Source organism: Mycobacterium sp. NGS29 (assembly GCF_059812965.1).
Window position 1 is genome coordinate 78,603 of the sequence record NZ_JCALDR010000004.1, and the last position, 15,721, is coordinate 94,323.

Here is a 15,721-nt window from a genome sequence, read left to right on the forward strand (position 1 = left end):
GCGGGACCGCCCCCGCAGTCACCGTTAGGATCGGTGTCCATGACGATTGCCAGGGCTGACCTGCTGGAATATGACGAGGTCATCGCACAGTTCGACCCGGTACTCGGACTCGAAGTGCACGTCGAGCTGTCCACCGCCACGAAAATGTTCTGCGGCTGCGCCAACGTGTTCGGCGGCGAGCCCAACACGCAGGTGTGCCCGGTATGCCTGGGTCTGCCCGGGTCGCTGCCGGTGCTCAACCAGGTTGCGGTGGAGTCGGCCATTCGCATCGGGCTGGCGCTGAACTGCGAGATCGTGCCGTGGTGCCGGTTCGCCCGGAAGAACTACTTCTACCCCGACATGCCCAAGAACTACCAGATCTCGCAATACGACGAGCCCATCGCCATCAACGGCTACCTGGAGGCGCCGCTGGAGGACGGCACCACCTGGCGGGTCGAGATCGAACGCGCGCACATGGAGGAGGACACCGGCAAACTCACCCACATCGGCAGCGAGACCGGCCGGATCCACGGCGCCACCACCTCGCTGATCGACTACAACCGGGCGGGTGTGCCGCTGATCGAAATCGTCACCAAACCCATCGTGGGTGCTGGGGACCGGGCACCGCAGATCGCACGGGCCTACGTCACCGCGCTGCGCGAGGTGTTGCGATCGCTGGACGTCTCCGATGTCCGGATGGACCAGGGTTCGATGCGCTGTGACTCCAACGTGTCACTGATGGCCAAGGGCGCCGCCGAATTCGGCACCCGCACCGAGACGAAAAACGTCAACTCGCTGAAAAGCGTCGAGGTGGCGGTGCGCTACGAAATGCAGCGTCAGGCCGCCGTGCTGCTGGCCGGCGGCAAAATCGTCCAGGAAACCCGGCATTTCCACGAGGCCGGCTACACCAGCCCGGGTCGCGCGAAGGAAACCGCGCAGGACTACCGGTATTTCCCCGAACCCGACCTCGAGCCCGTGGCGCCCAGCCGCGAGCTCGTGGAGAGATTGCGCCACACCATCCCTGAGCTACCGTGGTTGAGCCGCAAGCGAATTCAGGACGAGTGGGGCATCTCCGACGAGGTGATGCGCGACCTGGTCAACGCCGGTGCGGTGGAGCTGGTCGCTGCGACCGTCAAGCACGGCGCAGCAAGCAAAGAGGCACGATCGTGGTGGGGAAACTTCTTGGTGCAGAAGGCCAACGAGGCCGGCACCGGGCTCGACGAACTGCCCATTACCCCGGCCCAGGTCGCGGCGGTCATCGCGCTGGTCGAGGAGGGCAAGCTGTCCAACAAGTTGGCTCGCGAGGTGGTCGAAGGGGTGCTGGCCGGGGAAGGTGAACCGGCACAGGTGATGTCGGCGCGCGGCCTGGAGCTGGTGCGCGACGACTCGGTGACGCAGGCCGCAGTCGACGAGGCTTTGGCCGCCAATCCTGATGTGGCGGAGAAGATCCGGGGTGGCAAGGTGGCCGCGGCCGGCGCGATCGTGGGTGCGGTGATGAAGGCCACCCGGGGACAGGCCGATGCCGCACGGGTGCGCGAGCTCGTGCTGGCGGCGTGCGGACAGGGGTAGGCGGCTTTCCGGCCCGGACACGCGTGATCGGCCGACGATCCGGTGGTACATCATGATCGGGTGGGCAAGGACTGGCTGTACCGGCTGACTGAGCTGATGGACGCCGCCATGATCGCGGTGACCACCCAGGCCGACGGCGAACGCTCAGGCTGCCTGGTCGGTTTCGCCACCCAGGTCGGTATCGATCCGCCACGGTTCCTGGTGGGACTGTCGCGCACCAACCACACTTTCGGCGTGGCGCGGCGCTCGGACCACCTCGCCGTGCACCTCCTCGCCAAGCGCGAGATGAACCTGGCCCGGCTCTTCGGCGGCGAAACCGACGACGAGCTGGACAAGTTCGCGCACTGTGCCTGGCACCACGGTCCGCAGGACATGCCGATTCTGGACGGCGCGGCGGCCTGGATGGTCGGCAAGACAGTGGAACGCATCGACTTCGGCGACCACACCGGCTATCTCCTCGAACCCGTCGACGCCTGGTTCGCCGACAGCGAGGTGCAGGTCATGAGGTTCGCCGACGTCCTCGACGTCAAACCCGGCCACGACCCGTAACCCGTTGTTCGGTATTCGCTATGAATCCGGCCTTCGATCCACCAGAAAAACCGTCAGGACGGGCCGTCGACCACGCATCATGGTGAGGTGATCGAGGAACCGTTCGACGTCCTGATGTCCATGCTGGATTCGCCGGCGTTCGTGATGACGACGCAGGCCGACGGTCAGCCGGCGGGAGCTCTGGTCGCCTTCGCCAGCCAGACCAGCGTGCAACCGCCCAGCTTCATGGTCAGTGTGCCGCTGGACAGTCGCATCCACGAGGTGGCGAATCGGTCGGAATATGTAGCGCTGCATGTCCTGCCGCGCAACCAGCAGGTGCTGGCTGAGCTTTTCGGGCGCCGCGGCGACGGCGCCGCCGAGACCTTCGCCCGCTGTCCCTGGCGCGGCGGCCCGGCGGGAATGCCGATCCTCGATGACGCGGCGGCCTGGTTCGTCGCGCGGACCTACAGCCGCAGCCCGGTCGGCGATCATGTGGCCTACCTGCTGGAACCGGTCGCGGCGTGGGCGCCCGACGGCCCCGAGGACCTGCTGTACCTGTCCGATCTCGACGAGGATCTCGATCCCGGCCAGGAAGCTCCGCAGCGCCTGCACGACGGCAGCCGGTCCGATGCGAACGGCCGCTACGGCCTGAGGTTCACCCTCGACGTGCCCTGACCGTCAGGTCTTGTCGTCGTTGTTGCGGGGGAATCCGCCACCCTGCGGGAACAACGGGAACACCACGTCGTCGAGCTTCTCAGCGTCCCCGGCCGTCTTGTTCACCGTCGCGCCCCAGACGTTGCCGTCCGGCGACATCCGCAGCGCCCACGCGTGGCCGTGCGTGTCCTTGCGCACCACGTCGGGCTCGCCGGTGACCGCACCGGTCTTGGCTGCGAGCCTGACGGCGACGGTGAGCTTGGTGTTGATCAGGTTGACCAGCACGGTGCCGTCCATCGCCGCGCAGCCGGCCACGCCGGGTTTGTCCGGCCAGGTCCACACGGTGGAGACCTCGGACTTCTTGGTGATGCGTTGCAACCGGTCCGCGCCGGGGGTGCGGTCGGCGACGTAGAGCGACCCGTCGACGGGGTCGATGCACAGGCCCCCACCGGAACCGATGCCCGACAGCGCCGTCGTCGGCGGCGCCTGACCCAGCGTGGTGGGCTGTTCGATACGTAATACCTTGCCCGCCAACGATTTCGGATCCGCGGCCAGTGCCGGGTTGCCGGCATCACCGGTCAGCACAACCAGGGTGGTCGGACTGGTGAAGATCAACGCCCCGGTGTTGCCGGTGGCGCCTTTGGGAATTCCGGTCAGGATGTCCTTGGCCACGTCGCCCTCGGCGATGCGGATGACCCGGTTGTCGGTGGGAGTGCTGACGTAGGCGTACATCAGCCGATCCTGCGAGAAGGTGGGGGACAGCACGATATCCATCAAGCCGCCGTCCCCGGACGGGTCCACCGGGATGACCATCTTCACTTTGGGCTCGGCGCTGACGGAGACTTCCCGGACCACGCCGGTGGTGCGCTCGGCGACCAACGCCGTCTTGCTGTCGACCCCCATGATCAGACCGCTGGTGCTTTCCAGGCAGCCCTGCATCACCCCGGGTGCCGGACATGCCTTCGGAAACGGCGTCGCCGGTAACGGGGGCGGTGGGGGCGGCGTCGAGCTGGGCTGCGGCTTGAGCTCGGGCGCCGTGGTGAACGGTTGTGATTGGGCGTCGTTGAACCGCGCGCAACCGCTCGACACCAGCACCGCGGCGGACAGCGCCACCAGCGCGCACCGAACCGACCGCCGTAATCGCATGACCGACAGGCTACGGGAAATCGTGGTCGGGACAGCCTGCCGATAGGCCGAACTGCGGATTTAACAGACAGAAGCGCCGCTCAAATCCCAGCTTCCGGCGAAATTGCCCTTACCCTGGCACCCGTGACCAGTTCGAATGATTCGCATTGGCAGCGGCCGGGCAGTACCGCAGTGCCAACCTCCAGCCGTCCCGCTACGGCCAGCCTGGTTGACCCCGAGGACGACTTGACCCCGGCGGGGTATTCCACCAACTTCGGCAACACCGGAACCACGACCATCATCCCGCCCCTCGATGCCGGCGAGAGCGGCTCGGGGTACCACCTGCTCGACGCGCAGGAGCCGCTGCCCTACGTCCATTCGCCGCAGCCCGCCCGCCAGGTGCCGGTGGCGCCGGCCGCCATCGACATCGACGACGAGGAAGATCGGCTGCACACCGCCGGGCGGCGCGGTACCCAGAACTTCGGGTTGATGGTGCTGCGGATCGGACTCGGTGCGGTGTTGATCGCCCACGGACTGCAGAAGTTGTTCGGTTGGTGGGGTGGTTCAGGTCTGCACGCATTCAAGAACTCGCTGATCGACGTCGGCTACCAGCACGCCGACATCCTGGCCTACGTGAGTGCCGGCGGGGAGATCGTGGCAGGCGTACTGCTGGTGCTGGGACTGTTCACCCCGATCGCTGCCGCGGGTGCACTGGCCTTCCTGATCAACGGGTTGCTCGCCAGCGCCTCGGCCCGGCCGCGCTCGAACACGTTCACCTATTTCCTGCCCGACGGGCACGAATACCAGATCAGCCTGATCGTGATGGCTGTCGCCGTCATCCTGGCCGGTCCCGGTCGTTACGGTCTGGACGCGGGCCGCGGCTGGGCCACCCGGCCTTTCATCGGCTCGTTCGTGGCGCTGCTGAGCGGGATCGCCGCCGGTATCACGGTGTGGGTGCTGCTCAACGGCGTCAATCCGCTGGCTTGATTCGGCAGATTCTCCTCGTCAGCCGGCCGCTGATAACTTAGCCTGAGAGCCGTTGTCGCTCCGTGCGACGGTGGTTCAGTCGGTGTCGGGTCGACCATGGGGGTCACGGTGAGCACACCCCGCGATTACAACCAGCCGCCTTGGCCGCAGCGACCGGATCCGCGGCGCCCGGCCGGATATCCCCCGCAGCCCGGCAACCCGTGGGTACAGCGACCGCCGCAATACGGTCAGCCGCCGCGGCCTTACAGTCACCCGCCGGGACCATACGGTCAACCGCCGGCGCGCCAATATGCTCCACCCCCGGGGCAATACGGTCAGCCCAGTCCGCCGCCCGGTCTGCCGAAGAAAAGCGGATCGAAGAATAAACCAATCCTGATTATCGGCGGAATTGTCGCCGCCTTGATTGTGGTCATCGTCGTTGTGCTCGTGACCGCGGTGGTGAATCAGGACGTCAAGAAAATCGCCGTCGCCGATGTGCAGGCGCAGGTGCAACAAGTCCTGTTGGACCGGGTCATCGGTTACAGCTCCGGTGACATCAAGGACGTCAAATGCAATGGCGGCCAAGACCCTACGGTCGACAAAGGTGAGAGTTTCACCTGCACCGTCAACGTTCGCGGAAAGTCGCGCCAGGTGAAGGTGACTTTCAAAGATGACGACGGCACTTACGAGGTGGGGCTGCCCCAGTTGGACGGCGGCAAGTGAAGCGGGCCACGAAGTGGGGCAAAGTTGTTGCCGTGACCGCGATTACGTGTCTGGCCCTGGCCGGCTGCAGTTCGTCGGGCAAGACGACCATGGTCAGTGGACGGGCCGTGTCAGGTGTCTACGACCCCACCGAAGTCGGGGGGCTGCCGCTGAGTGAGGGGCCCAGCGGCCCCCGCCTGAACGCGCCCAAACCGACCGGGACGGTGAAAAACTCCGACAACGGCGAAATCGACCGGTTGTCCATGTTGGCACTCAATGACATCGAAGAATTCTGGAAGGCGAATTGGCCCGACGCCGCCAAACGTCCATTCAAAGCCGTCAGTGAAGTCTGGTCTTATGACTCGCGCGATTCGCGCAGTCCGGTCATCTGCCGGAACAGGTCCGCCGGGTCTATCAATGCCTCGTACTCGCCGAGCTGCAATCTCGTCAAATGGGACCGGGGCCAGTTGTTCCCCGCGGCGCAGAAGTATTTCGGCGATATGGCGGTGGTCGGGATTCTCGCCCACGAATTCGGGCACTCGTTGCAGCACAACGGGGGATTGATCAGTTCGCGGACCCCGACGATCGTCATGGAGCAGCAGGCGGATTGTTTCGCCGGGGTCTATCTGCAGTGGGTCGCGGCGGGCCACTCGTCACGGTTCACGCTGAGCACCGGCGACGCGTTGAGCCATGTGATCGCCGGAATGTTGAAGACATCAGATCCGATCATGAACGAGGAAGAATACGAGGAGTCCGAAGACTCCGAGCACGGCTCCGGGTTCGACCGGGTCAGCGCGTTCCAGATGGGCTTCGACAGCGGGTCGGGGACCTGCGCCAAGATCGACACCTCCGAGATCAAGAAGCGCCGTGAGGGCCTGCCGGTGGCCTTGCAGGAAAGCTCCTCCGGTGGCACGGAGGCCGGCGAGGTCACCGTGAACGAAGACACCGTTCAGACGCTGGTCGACATCCTCAACGTGGTGTTTGCGCCGAAATCGCCGCCCACCCTGTCGTTTACGTCCAGCGGCTGCTCGGACGCCAAGCCCACCCAGGGCGCCTCGTACTGCCCGGCGAGCAACACCGTCATCGCCGACCTGGCGAGCCTGCAGCAGATCGGCAAACCCGGCGGCCGCAAAGGAATGACCGATCCGCAGATGCTGCAGGGCGACAACACCGCGCTGTCCATCGTCGCCTCGAGGTACGCGCTGGCGGTGCAGCGCGAGCGGAGTTTGTCGCTGGACACGCCGATGACCGCGGTGCGGACGGCGTGTCTGACCGGTGCCGCTCAGCGCGGCATGGCGCAGCCCGTCTCGATCCCCTCCGGCAAGCAACTGGTGCTGACGGCAGGTGACCTGGACAAGGCGCTGATCGGGTTGTTGATGAACGGTGTAGCCGCCAGTGACGTCAACGGTGGCAACACCCCGGCCGGCTTCACCCGCATCATCGCGTTTCGGGCGGGCGTACTCGACAACATCGAGGAGTGCTTCAACCGAATCGCCTGATCAGCGGTACGGATTGGGAACCCGTCCGGCACTGGCTTCGGTCAGCAACGGCAGCGTTGCAAATGTCACGGCGGGTAGCCGCAGCTCAGGGCCGCTCTTGAGGTGCGCGCGCGCCCAGGAACCGCGGTGGAACCGCAGCCCGTCGATGTCGTCCCACGCCACCGACCGGCTGCCGAGCAGGGTCCGCACCGTCACGCCGTCGGCATCGGCCACGGTGCGCAGCCGGACGATCAGCGCCGACAGCAGCACCGGGATCACCAGCACCGGAGCGCTTGGCGGCCACGCCAGTACCGGGACCAGCAGGCACAACGTCAGGAAACCCACCGCGAGATGCGCCATCGGGGACACTTTGAGCACGACGGGCGACTTGGTAACCACCCACGCATCATCGCATCGCCGCTGGGATTTGACTGCTGAGCAGTGCGAAGGCTACCGTCGGACGCTATGAAGTCTGGAATGCTCGTAGTACTTAGTCGGCGCGTTGGTGCCTGACTAGCTCTATCGAGCACCAACGCGACCCTCGTACAGCAGCCCAGCTGACGGGGGTTTTTTCTTGCCCCGAGACGCCGAAGAAGAACACCCGAAGAGGACACAGTGAGCGCACCCACGCAGTCACCGGCACCGGCCCCCACGCCCGCATCCGAGAAGGCGGCCAGCATCGCCTCCGATGCCGGCAAAGCCGCGCGGAAGCCGGCCACGGGCCAGCCCAAACGCATTGCGCCGCACCAAGTTACCGGTGCCCAGGCGGTGATCCGATCGTTGGAGGCGCTCGACGTCGACGTCATCTTCGGCATCCCGGGCGGCGCGGTACTGCCCGTCTATGATCCGCTGTTCGACTCCCAGCAGCTGCGTCACGTGCTGGTCCGCCACGAGCAGGGCGCCGGTCACGCCGCCAGCGGCTACGCCCATGCCACCGGTCGCGTCGGGGTGTGCATGGCGACCTCGGGCCCGGGTGCCACCAACCTGGTGACCCCGCTGGCCGACGCACAGATGGACTCCATCCCGGTGGTGGCCATCACCGGTCAGGTCGGACGACAGCTGATCGGCACCGACGCCTTCCAGGAGGCCGACATCTCCGGCATCACGATGCCGATCACCAAGCACAACTTCCTGGTGCGCACCGGCGACGAGATCCCGCAGGTGATCGCCGAGGCCTTCCACATCGCCGCGAGTGGGCGTCCTGGCGCTGTTCTCGTCGATATCCCCAAGGACGTGCTGCAGGGCCAGTGCACCTTCAGCTGGCCGCCGCGGATGGATCTGCCCGGCTACAAGCCGAATACCAAGCCGCACAACCGCAAGATCGCCGAGGCGGCCAAGCTGATCGCCGCCGCCCGCAAGCCGGTGCTCTACGTCGGCGGCGGGGTGATCCGCGGTCAGGCGACCGAGCAACTGCGGCAGCTGGCCGAACTGACCGGAATCCCGGTGGTCACCACGTTGATGGCGCGCGGCGCGTTCCCCGACAGCCACCCGCAGAACTTCGGCATGCCGGGCATGCACGGCACGGTCGGCGCCGTGGCGGCGCTGCAGCGCAGCGACCTGCTGATCGCGCTCGGCACCCGCTTCGACGACCGGGTGACCGGACGACTCGACTCGTTCGCGCCCGAGGCCAAAGTCATCCACGCCGACATCGACCCCGCCGAGATCGGCAAGAACCGGCACGCCGACGTGCCGATCGTCGGCGACGTCCGCAACGTCATCACCGAATTGATCGAGATGCTGCGCCACTACGAGGTGCCCGGCAACATCGACATGACGGGCTGGTGGGAGTACCTGGAGGGGGTCCGCAAGACCTACCCGCTGAGCTACGACCCGCAGAGCGACGGCAGCCTCGGACCGGAGTACGTCATCGAGAAACTCGGTGAGATCGCCGGCCCGGACGCCATCTACGTGGCCGGGGTCGGACAGCACCAGATGTGGGCCGCGCAGTTCATCAAATACGAAAAGCCGCGCACGTGGCTGAATTCCGGCGGTCTGGGCACCATGGGCTTCGCGATCCCGGCGGCCATGGGCGCCAAGATCGCGTTGCCCGACACCGAGGTGTGGGCGATCGACGGCGACGGCTGCTTCCAGATGACCAACCAGGAGCTGGCCACCTGTGCCATCGAAGGCATCCCGATCAAGGTGGCGCTGATCAACAACGGCAACCTGGGCATGGTGCGGCAGTGGCAGACCCTGTTCTATGAGGAGCGGTACTCCCAGACCGACCTGGCCACGCACTCGCACCGCATTCCCGACTTCGTCAAGCTGGCCGAGGCGCTGGGTTGCGTCGGAATGCGTTGCGAGCGTGAGGAAGACGTCGCCGACATGATCCAGAAGGCGCGCGAGATCAACGACCGCCCGGTGGTGATCGACTTCATCGTCGGCGCCGACGCTCAGGTCTGGCCGATGGTCGCCGCCGGCACCAGCAACGACGAGATCCAGGCTGCGCGCGGGATTCGTCCCCTGTTCGACGACATCACCGAAGGGCACGCCTGATGGCTACCGGTTCGACGAAGACCCACACCTTGTCGGTGCTGGTCGAAGACAAGCCCGGCGTGCTGGCCCGCGTTGCGGCGTTGTTCTCCCGGCGCGGTTTCAACATCGAGTCGCTGGCTGTGGGCGCGACCGAGCAGAAGGACATGTCCCGGATGACCATCGTGGTCTCCGCCGAGGCGACTCCGCTCGAGCAGATCACCAAGCAGCTCAACAAGTTGATCAACGTGATCAAGATCGTCGAGCAGGATAACGACAATTCGGTGGACCGCGAGTTGGCGCTGATCAAGGTGCGAGCCGACGCGGGCACCCGTAGTCAGGTGATCGAAGCGGCAAACCTGTTCCGCGCCAATGTGATTGATGTGTCCCCGGAGTCGCTGATCGTCGAGGCCACCGGCAACCGCGGCAAGCTCGAAGCGCTGCTGCGGCTGTTGGAGCCGTTCGGCATCAAGGAGATCGTCCAATCCGGCGTGGTGTCCATGGCCCGCGGTTCGCGCGGCATCGGCACCGCCAAGTAGATTTTTCGCTGCCCAACTACAAGGAGATAGAGACGTGCCAGAGGCATTGGAGATGTTCTACGACGACGACGCAGACCTGTCGATCATCCAGGGTCGCAAGGTCGGAGTGATCGGCTACGGCAGCCAGGGGCACGCGCACTCGCTGAGCCTGCGCGACTCCGGCGTCGAGGTGAAGGTGGGCCTCAAAGAGGGTTCGAAGTCGCGGGCCAAGGTCGAGGAGCAGGGCCTCGAGGTCGACACGCCCGCCGAGGTGGCCAAGTGGGCCGACGTGATCATGCTGCTGGCGCCCGACACCGCGCAGGCCGAGATCTTCACCAACGACATCGAGCCCAATCTGAACGACGGCGACGCGTTGTTCTTCGGCCACGGGCTCAACATCCACTTCGACCTGATCAAGCCGCCGGCCAATGTCACCGTCGCGATGGTCGCCCCCAAAGGCCCCGGCCACCTGGTGCGCCGTCAGTTCGTCGACGGCAAGGGTGTGCCCGCGCTGATCGCTGTGGACCAGGACCCGACCGGCAACGGTGAGGCGCTGGCACTGTCCTACGCCAAGGCCATCGGCGGTACCCGCGCCGGCGTCATCAAGACCACGTTCAAAGACGAGACCGAAACCGACCTGTTCGGTGAACAGGCCGTGTTGTGCGGCGGCACCGAGGAATTGGTGAAGACCGGCTTCGATGTGATGGTCGAGGCGGGTTACCCGCCGGAGATGGCCTACTTCGAGGTGCTGCACGAACTCAAGCTGATCGTGGACCTGATGTACGAGGGTGGCATCGCCCGGATGAACTACTCGGTGTCCGACACCGCGGAGTTCGGTGGCTACCTGTCCGGCCCGCGCGTCATCGACGCCGACACCAAGGAGCGGATGCGCGCGATCCTGCGCGACATTCAGGACGGCACCTTCACCAAGAAGCTGGTGGCCAACGTCGAGGGCGGCAACAAGGAGCTCGAGGCGCTGCGCAAGGAGAACGCCGAGCACCCCATCGAGGTCACCGGCAAGAAGCTGCGCGATCTGATGAGCTGGGTGGACCGCCCGATCACCGAGACCGCCTAGCGGCGGGCAGCCCTACCGCACCTCGGGCGCCGAGCGTCACGCCAGAGTGGCGTTCGGCGGGCCGAGCGTCACGCCAGAGTGGCGTTCGGCGCCGATCGTTGCTCCAGCGTGACGCTCGGCGGACTTGGGTGCCGCATCAGCGCGACGGGCGGCCCGCTCAACCGGCGGCCAGTCGCCCTGCCACCGAGACCACCCGCCGGGCCAGATGATCCAGTGCGTTGATCGTGGCTTCGCCGAGCTCGGTGATGTTCTCGCGGTTGGCGACCAAGCTCACCCCGTAGGGGTTGCCGTCGACGAACTTCAGCGGGTCGGTGTATCCGGGCGGCACCAGGATCCCGCCCCAGTGCATCAACGACATGTAGAGGCTGACCAGCGTGGTCTCTTGCCCGCCGTGTGGTGATTCGGTGGACGTCCATGCCGCGTATACCTTGTCGGCCAGTTTGCCCTGGGCCCACAGACCCCCGAGCGAGTCCATGAACGTCTGAAACTGCGATGTCGTGGCGGCGAAGCGGGTGGGGGAACCGAAGATCACCGCGTCGGCCCACACGATGTCGTCGCCGGTGGCTGCTGGAAGGTCTTTGGTCGCTTCGTAATTCGCCGTCCACGCCGGGTTGTGCGCGAACGAGTCGGGGTCGCGGGTCTCTGCCACGTGGCGTAGCCGGACCTCGGCGCCCGCGGCTTCGGCGGCGGCCGCGACGCGCTTGGCCATCGTGGTGCCGTGGCCGGTGGCGGAGTAGTAAATGATCGCGAGTTTGGTCATGAGGTCAGCGTAGGCCGGTCCCGGTTGGCATTGACGACGATGTGCTGGGTGTTGTAGATCTGTGGGCCGATCGGACGTCCCTGGCCATCGTGGGGGGTGTGCCACTGGCTGACGAACAGATTCAGCTTGTCCAGCGTTGAACCAGGCAGCGGCACAAGGTAACCCCCGTAGTTCTGCGGGACGAAGTTGGGTAGATCCGGATCGTGTTGTTGTACGACGATCGTGCGAGACGCGTTCGGCGCGAGCACTTCTGGTGGGCTGCCGCAACCGACGTGCACCTCGACCGCACCGGGCCCGTTGGACGCGTTGAAGCCGGCCAGCACCGGTCGGCCGTCGATCTCCCGGAAGCTGAGTTCACCGAACCGGTCCCGGCCGATCGGTACGGTGGCGACCTTGCCGGGTGCGCCCCATCCGGCACCGGTCCAGGGCCGCCAGACGCCGCGGTCGGCTACCCGCCCCGCGGCGACGCGATACATGGTTACCGGCTGGGAGCGGTCGAACGAGTCGGCGGCGATGTAGACGAAACCGTCGGCGGCCTGGTATCCGCTGATCTGGGTAGGGTGGCTGAGCGGGCTGGTTCCGTGTTCGCCGGGTGTCCAGGGGCGCCATGATCCGCGCACCGGCGGCCAGCCCGACCCGGGATCGTTGGTAACCAGAACCAGCCAGGAGCCGCCGTCGGGCCGCAAACTCGTTGTGCCCGTGACCATCACGAAGGTGGTGCCGTCGCGCATCCGGATGCTGCCCGCCGGCAGTGTGTTGGAGCCGCGGGCCGGTGGGGGAGTGGGGAACAACACATTCGGGCTGTTCGTCGGCCCGGTCAGCGGAGCACCGAAACTCGGGCGATCGTTGGCGTCGAACGCCACCGGCACCGCCACCGACGCGTAGTGCAGCTCGGCGCCGACATGATCGCCGCCGAACGCGTCCCCGAAAATGGCGACATACCGCCCATCGGGGAGTTGCACGACTTCGCCCAGGTCCGCTGCACCGATCCCCGGTATCCCGACCCTCGAGCCGGTACCGGCGACCGACCCGAGGTTGAGCGCGCTACCGCGTTGCGGTCGCATCATCCGCTGCTGCGGGGCCCAGTCCGGGCATCTCAGTGATGCCGAATTCACGACGCAGCACGGTGCGGGCCGCGTAATAGCCCGCCATCCCGTGCACACCGGCACCCGGCGGGGTGGCGGACGAACACAGGTAAACCTTGGGAATCGGTGTGCTCCAAGGGTTCAGCCGCGGCGTCGGGCCCAGCGTAGCCCGAAGAACCGACGCCCCGCCTACCGCGATGTCCCCACCGACGTAGTTGGCGTTGTGGTCGGCCATCGCCGCCGCCGGCACCGCGCGGGCCGCTACCACGATGTCGCGGAAACCGGGCGCGAACCGCTCGACGACGGCCGTCACCGTTTCGGTGGCGTCGACGTTGGACCCCGACGGCACGTGAGCATAGGTCCAGAACGGCCGGCGGCCGGCCTCGTCGACCCGGCCGGGATCGACGAGGTGCGGCAACGAGGCGAGCACCATCGGCGATTCCGCATGCCGGCCGGCGGCGATCTCGGCCTCGGCGCGCGCCATCTGTGCGCGGGTACCGCCGAGATGCAGCGTCGGGGCGTTGCGCAGTCGCGTGTCCGCCCACGGAATTTCACCGCTCAACACGAAATCCACCTTCGCGACGCCTGAGCCAAAACGATAGCGGCGCAATGCTTTCGCGTAACCGGCCGGAATTGTGTCTGCGTACACCTGAAGCAGAGTGGTGGGCGCGGTGTCGAAAATGGTCACCGAATCCGGCGCAGACGTGACCTCGACGCCGGCCGTCAACTCACCGCCATGCGCGCGCAGATCGGCGATCAACGCATCGGAGATCAGCTGGGTGCCACCCACCGGAACAGGCCACCCGACCGAATGGGCGAGAGTGGCCAACATCAATCCAGCGCCCGCCGACGCGAGGGACGGCAACGGCGTGATCGCATGGGCGGCAACGCCGGTGAACAATGCGCGGGCATCCTCACCCCCCAGCGTGGCCCACGCCGGGGTGCCCTGAGCCAGGAGCCGCATGCCCAACCGCGCCGTGGTGAGCAACGAACCGGGGACCGACCGTTTGTCGCCGAGCAGAAAGTTCACCACCGCGTCGTCGTCGCGTACCAACGGGCCCAGAAAGCGTCGCCAGGACGTGCCATCGGTCAACTCGGCACAGGTGCGCTGCAGATCGCGGTAGGCAATCGCGGCCGGGCGGTCCGGAAGCGGGTTGGCGTAGGAGATTTCCGGGATGGCCAGTTGCACACCCCGTGCGGCCAGATCGAATTCGGCGAAGAACGGGGACGCGATCGCCAACGGGTGCACCGCCGAACATACGTCGTGCGAAACGCCGGAGTATTCGGCGTCGACCTGGGTGCGGGCGCCGCCGCCGAAGGTGGGCTGGGCCTCCAGCACCTGGACTTTCAGTCCGGCGCGTGCACAAATGACGGCCGCGGCAAGCCCATTGGGCCCGCTGCCGACGACGGTGACGTCCATACGTCCATTACAGCCGACGGCGTCCCGGAGAAACCAGGTGCCCTGCCGGCCGCGTATCAGCCACAGAGTGTGGCTCGCGGGCTCGCCCGGTAGCGAACGGACAGAATTCCAGATACAGATACCGCTCGAGCATTAGCGCGGGGTCGGCCGCCGGCAGGCAGGCATCGGCCACCCGTCTGCCAGACGTCGATGCAGCAGCTCAAATCAACCGCGCACTGTTGTCGCAGTTGGCTGCAATCCGTTGCCGATCGAGGTCGGGGATGTTGGGCCGGGCCAATATGCGCCGCCAGAGTGTCACGGCTTCGGCGTGCTCGTCGATCCACGACGCGCACACGGCCGCCTCGTCGAGCGCGCCCCAATTGTAGGTATCGGCGCTGACATTCAACGTGTCCTCGGTGGGTAACGGGATCTCGGCGGCGTGCTTGGCGAACAGATAGCCCAGTCGGTAGCGCATATCGAGGCGGTACCGAAAAGCGATGGCGTACAACGCTTCTGCGCGAGTCGGCCGGAACTCCCAGGCCCGCAGGTAGGCGTCTTGCACCTGCGGCCAGGGCGCACCCATCGACGACATCGACTCTCCGACACGGTACATCGAGTAGTACACCTCTTCGGCCCATCCGCCCATTTCGACGCGGTGCTCGTACCACTTGCGGGCGTTCTCGAAATCGCCCAAGTCGAAATAGCTTTGCGCCAGATAGAACACCGACCGGGCATCTTCGGGGTTACGTTCGAGCTCGGTGAGCAGCAGGTCGCGGTCGCTTTCGTACTTCTGCTGCGGATTCGAGTTACGGGCACCGAGGCGGCCAGACTCGATGTAGTAGTCACCATCGACTCGGTCGTGGCTGAAATCGGAGTCCACCATGACGTACTCGTGGATCACGCCCTCGTAGCGGACCGGCAGCCCGTCGCGGAACAGGTTCGGTCGCCAATTCATGTCGGAGCTCGGGCCATAACGGAGTTGGTAGAGGTCGTCGCCCAACTGGCCGAAATCGAGGTTGCCGACGACCTTGTCGTCAGCGTCGAGAACCCAGATGTAGTCGCCGTGGCCCTGAGCGAGGGCCAACGCCTCGGACCGGTTGTGCCCGAAGTTGCGCCACGGCCGCTGATGGAGCGCCCCGGGAATTCCGTGGCGCGCCATGTGATCGCGGATGACGTTCTGGGTTCCGTCGTCGGAACCGGTGTCCACGATCACCCAGGAGCTGATGTAGGGCGCGATGTTGTCCAAGGTCTCCCGAATGATCCCCGCCTCGTTTCGGACGATCATGTTGACGCAGATCGCTGGGCGTGCAGGGCAGGACACGGCCGGATCGTACCCAGCAGCGCTGGTGGTCGCTGGCAGATCCGCCCGACTCCGTCGTGCCGACGGCCGCCGCCGGGGGCGATGCGGGTG

The 15,721-nt window shown here is 66.2% G+C and carries 15 protein-coding genes; 9 read left to right on the plus strand and 6 right to left on the minus strand.

The genetic code is table 11. The annotated features are described in order from the left end of the window. Positions 1-39 precede the first annotated feature (39 nt). From gatB to AC5Y5Z_RS06935, 3 genes are all read left to right on the plus strand, one after another. Positions 40-1,548 carry an Asp-tRNA(Asn)/Glu-tRNA(Gln) amidotransferase subunit GatB gene (gatB, locus tag AC5Y5Z_RS06925; protein ID WP_499924130.1) on the plus strand — a complete coding sequence of 503 codons (1,509 nt, stop codon included), beginning with the start codon at positions 40-42 and terminating at the stop codon, positions 1,546-1,548. 60 nt (positions 1,549-1,608) lie between these two features. After that, a complete protein-coding gene (locus tag AC5Y5Z_RS06930; RefSeq protein ID WP_499924133.1) occupies positions 1,609-2,097 on the plus strand; it encodes a flavin reductase family protein in 489 nt (162 codons plus the stop codon). A gap of 114 nt (positions 2,098-2,211) precedes the next feature. Beyond that, positions 2,212-2,751, plus strand: a complete 540-nt coding sequence (locus tag AC5Y5Z_RS06935; protein ID WP_473139253.1) for a flavin reductase family protein — start codon at positions 2,212-2,214, stop codon at positions 2,749-2,751. Positions 2,752-2,754: 3 nt separating this feature from the next. Here AC5Y5Z_RS06935 and AC5Y5Z_RS06940 read toward each other — a convergent pair whose 3' ends face one another. Next, complete coding sequence (locus tag AC5Y5Z_RS06940; protein WP_499924136.1) at positions 2,755-3,876, minus strand: PQQ-dependent sugar dehydrogenase; 1,122 nt, start codon at positions 3,874-3,876, stop codon at positions 2,755-2,757. 123 nt (positions 3,877-3,999) lie between these two features. Here AC5Y5Z_RS06940 and AC5Y5Z_RS06945 point away from each other — a divergent pair, with 123 nt between their 5' ends. From AC5Y5Z_RS06945 to AC5Y5Z_RS06955, 3 genes are all read left to right on the plus strand, one after another. Further along, the gene (locus AC5Y5Z_RS06945) at positions 4,000-4,842 is read left to right on the plus strand and encodes a DoxX family protein (RefSeq protein WP_499924140.1); all 843 of its coding nucleotides are present in this window, start codon (positions 4,000-4,002) and stop codon (positions 4,840-4,842) included. 405 nt (positions 4,843-5,247) lie between these two features. Continuing rightward, a complete protein-coding gene (locus AC5Y5Z_RS06950) occupies positions 5,248-5,544 on the plus strand; it encodes a DUF4333 domain-containing protein (protein WP_499918102.1) in 297 nt (98 codons plus the stop codon). An 89-nt stretch (positions 5,545-5,633) separates the two neighbouring features. Next, positions 5,634-7,022 (plus strand): neutral zinc metallopeptidase, encoded by a 1,389-nt coding sequence (locus tag AC5Y5Z_RS06955; RefSeq protein WP_499924580.1) that lies wholly within the window; start codon positions 5,634-5,636, stop codon positions 7,020-7,022. Here the strand turns inward: AC5Y5Z_RS06955 and AC5Y5Z_RS06960 are convergent, their stop codons facing one another. Next, positions 7,023-7,361, minus strand: a complete 339-nt coding sequence (locus AC5Y5Z_RS06960; RefSeq protein ID WP_499924581.1) for a PH domain-containing protein — start codon at positions 7,359-7,361, stop codon at positions 7,023-7,025. Positions 7,362-7,616: 255 nt separating this feature from the next. Between AC5Y5Z_RS06960 and AC5Y5Z_RS06965 the strand changes: the two genes are divergently transcribed. The 3 genes from AC5Y5Z_RS06965 to ilvC are packed head-to-tail and all read left to right on the plus strand — an operon-like array spanning position 7,617 to position 11,066. Continuing rightward, the gene (locus AC5Y5Z_RS06965) at positions 7,617-9,497 is read left to right on the plus strand and encodes an acetolactate synthase large subunit (RefSeq protein WP_463827085.1); all 1,881 of its coding nucleotides are present in this window, start codon (positions 7,617-7,619) and stop codon (positions 9,495-9,497) included. Further along, a complete protein-coding gene (gene ilvN, locus AC5Y5Z_RS06970; RefSeq protein ID WP_463827084.1) occupies positions 9,497-10,012 on the plus strand; it encodes an acetolactate synthase small subunit in 516 nt (171 codons plus the stop codon). The genes AC5Y5Z_RS06965 and ilvN overlap by 1 nt, the downstream gene beginning before the upstream one ends. Positions 10,013-10,064: 52 nt before the next feature. Then, positions 10,065-11,066 (plus strand): ketol-acid reductoisomerase, encoded by a 1,002-nt coding sequence (gene ilvC / locus AC5Y5Z_RS06975; RefSeq protein ID WP_463827186.1) that lies wholly within the window; start codon positions 10,065-10,067, stop codon positions 11,064-11,066. Between the two features lie 157 nt (positions 11,067-11,223). Here ilvC and wrbA read toward each other — a convergent pair whose 3' ends face one another. The 4 genes from wrbA to AC5Y5Z_RS06995 all read right to left on the minus strand — a co-directional run bounded on the left by wrbA (position 11,224) and on the right by AC5Y5Z_RS06995 (position 15,631). Then, positions 11,224-11,826 carry an NAD(P)H:quinone oxidoreductase gene (gene wrbA / locus AC5Y5Z_RS06980; RefSeq protein WP_463827083.1) on the minus strand — a complete coding sequence of 201 codons (603 nt, stop codon included), beginning with the start codon at positions 11,824-11,826 and terminating at the stop codon, positions 11,224-11,226. Beyond that, positions 11,823-12,893, minus strand: coding sequence for a DUF4185 domain-containing protein (locus tag AC5Y5Z_RS06985; protein ID WP_499924150.1), 1,071 nt, complete (start codon positions 12,891-12,893; stop codon positions 11,823-11,825). Before AC5Y5Z_RS06985 ends, wrbA begins: the two co-directional genes overlap by 4 nt. Further along, on the minus strand, positions 12,871-14,331 hold the full coding sequence (locus AC5Y5Z_RS06990; protein ID WP_499924154.1) for a phytoene desaturase family protein: 1,461 nt from the start codon (positions 14,329-14,331) through the stop codon (positions 12,871-12,873). Before AC5Y5Z_RS06990 ends, AC5Y5Z_RS06985 begins: the two co-directional genes overlap by 23 nt. 199 nt (positions 14,332-14,530) lie before the next feature. Then, the gene (locus tag AC5Y5Z_RS06995; protein ID WP_499924158.1) at positions 14,531-15,631 is read right to left on the minus strand and encodes a glycosyltransferase; all 1,101 of its coding nucleotides are present in this window, start codon (positions 15,629-15,631) and stop codon (positions 14,531-14,533) included. Positions 15,632-15,721: the final 90 nt, after the last annotated feature.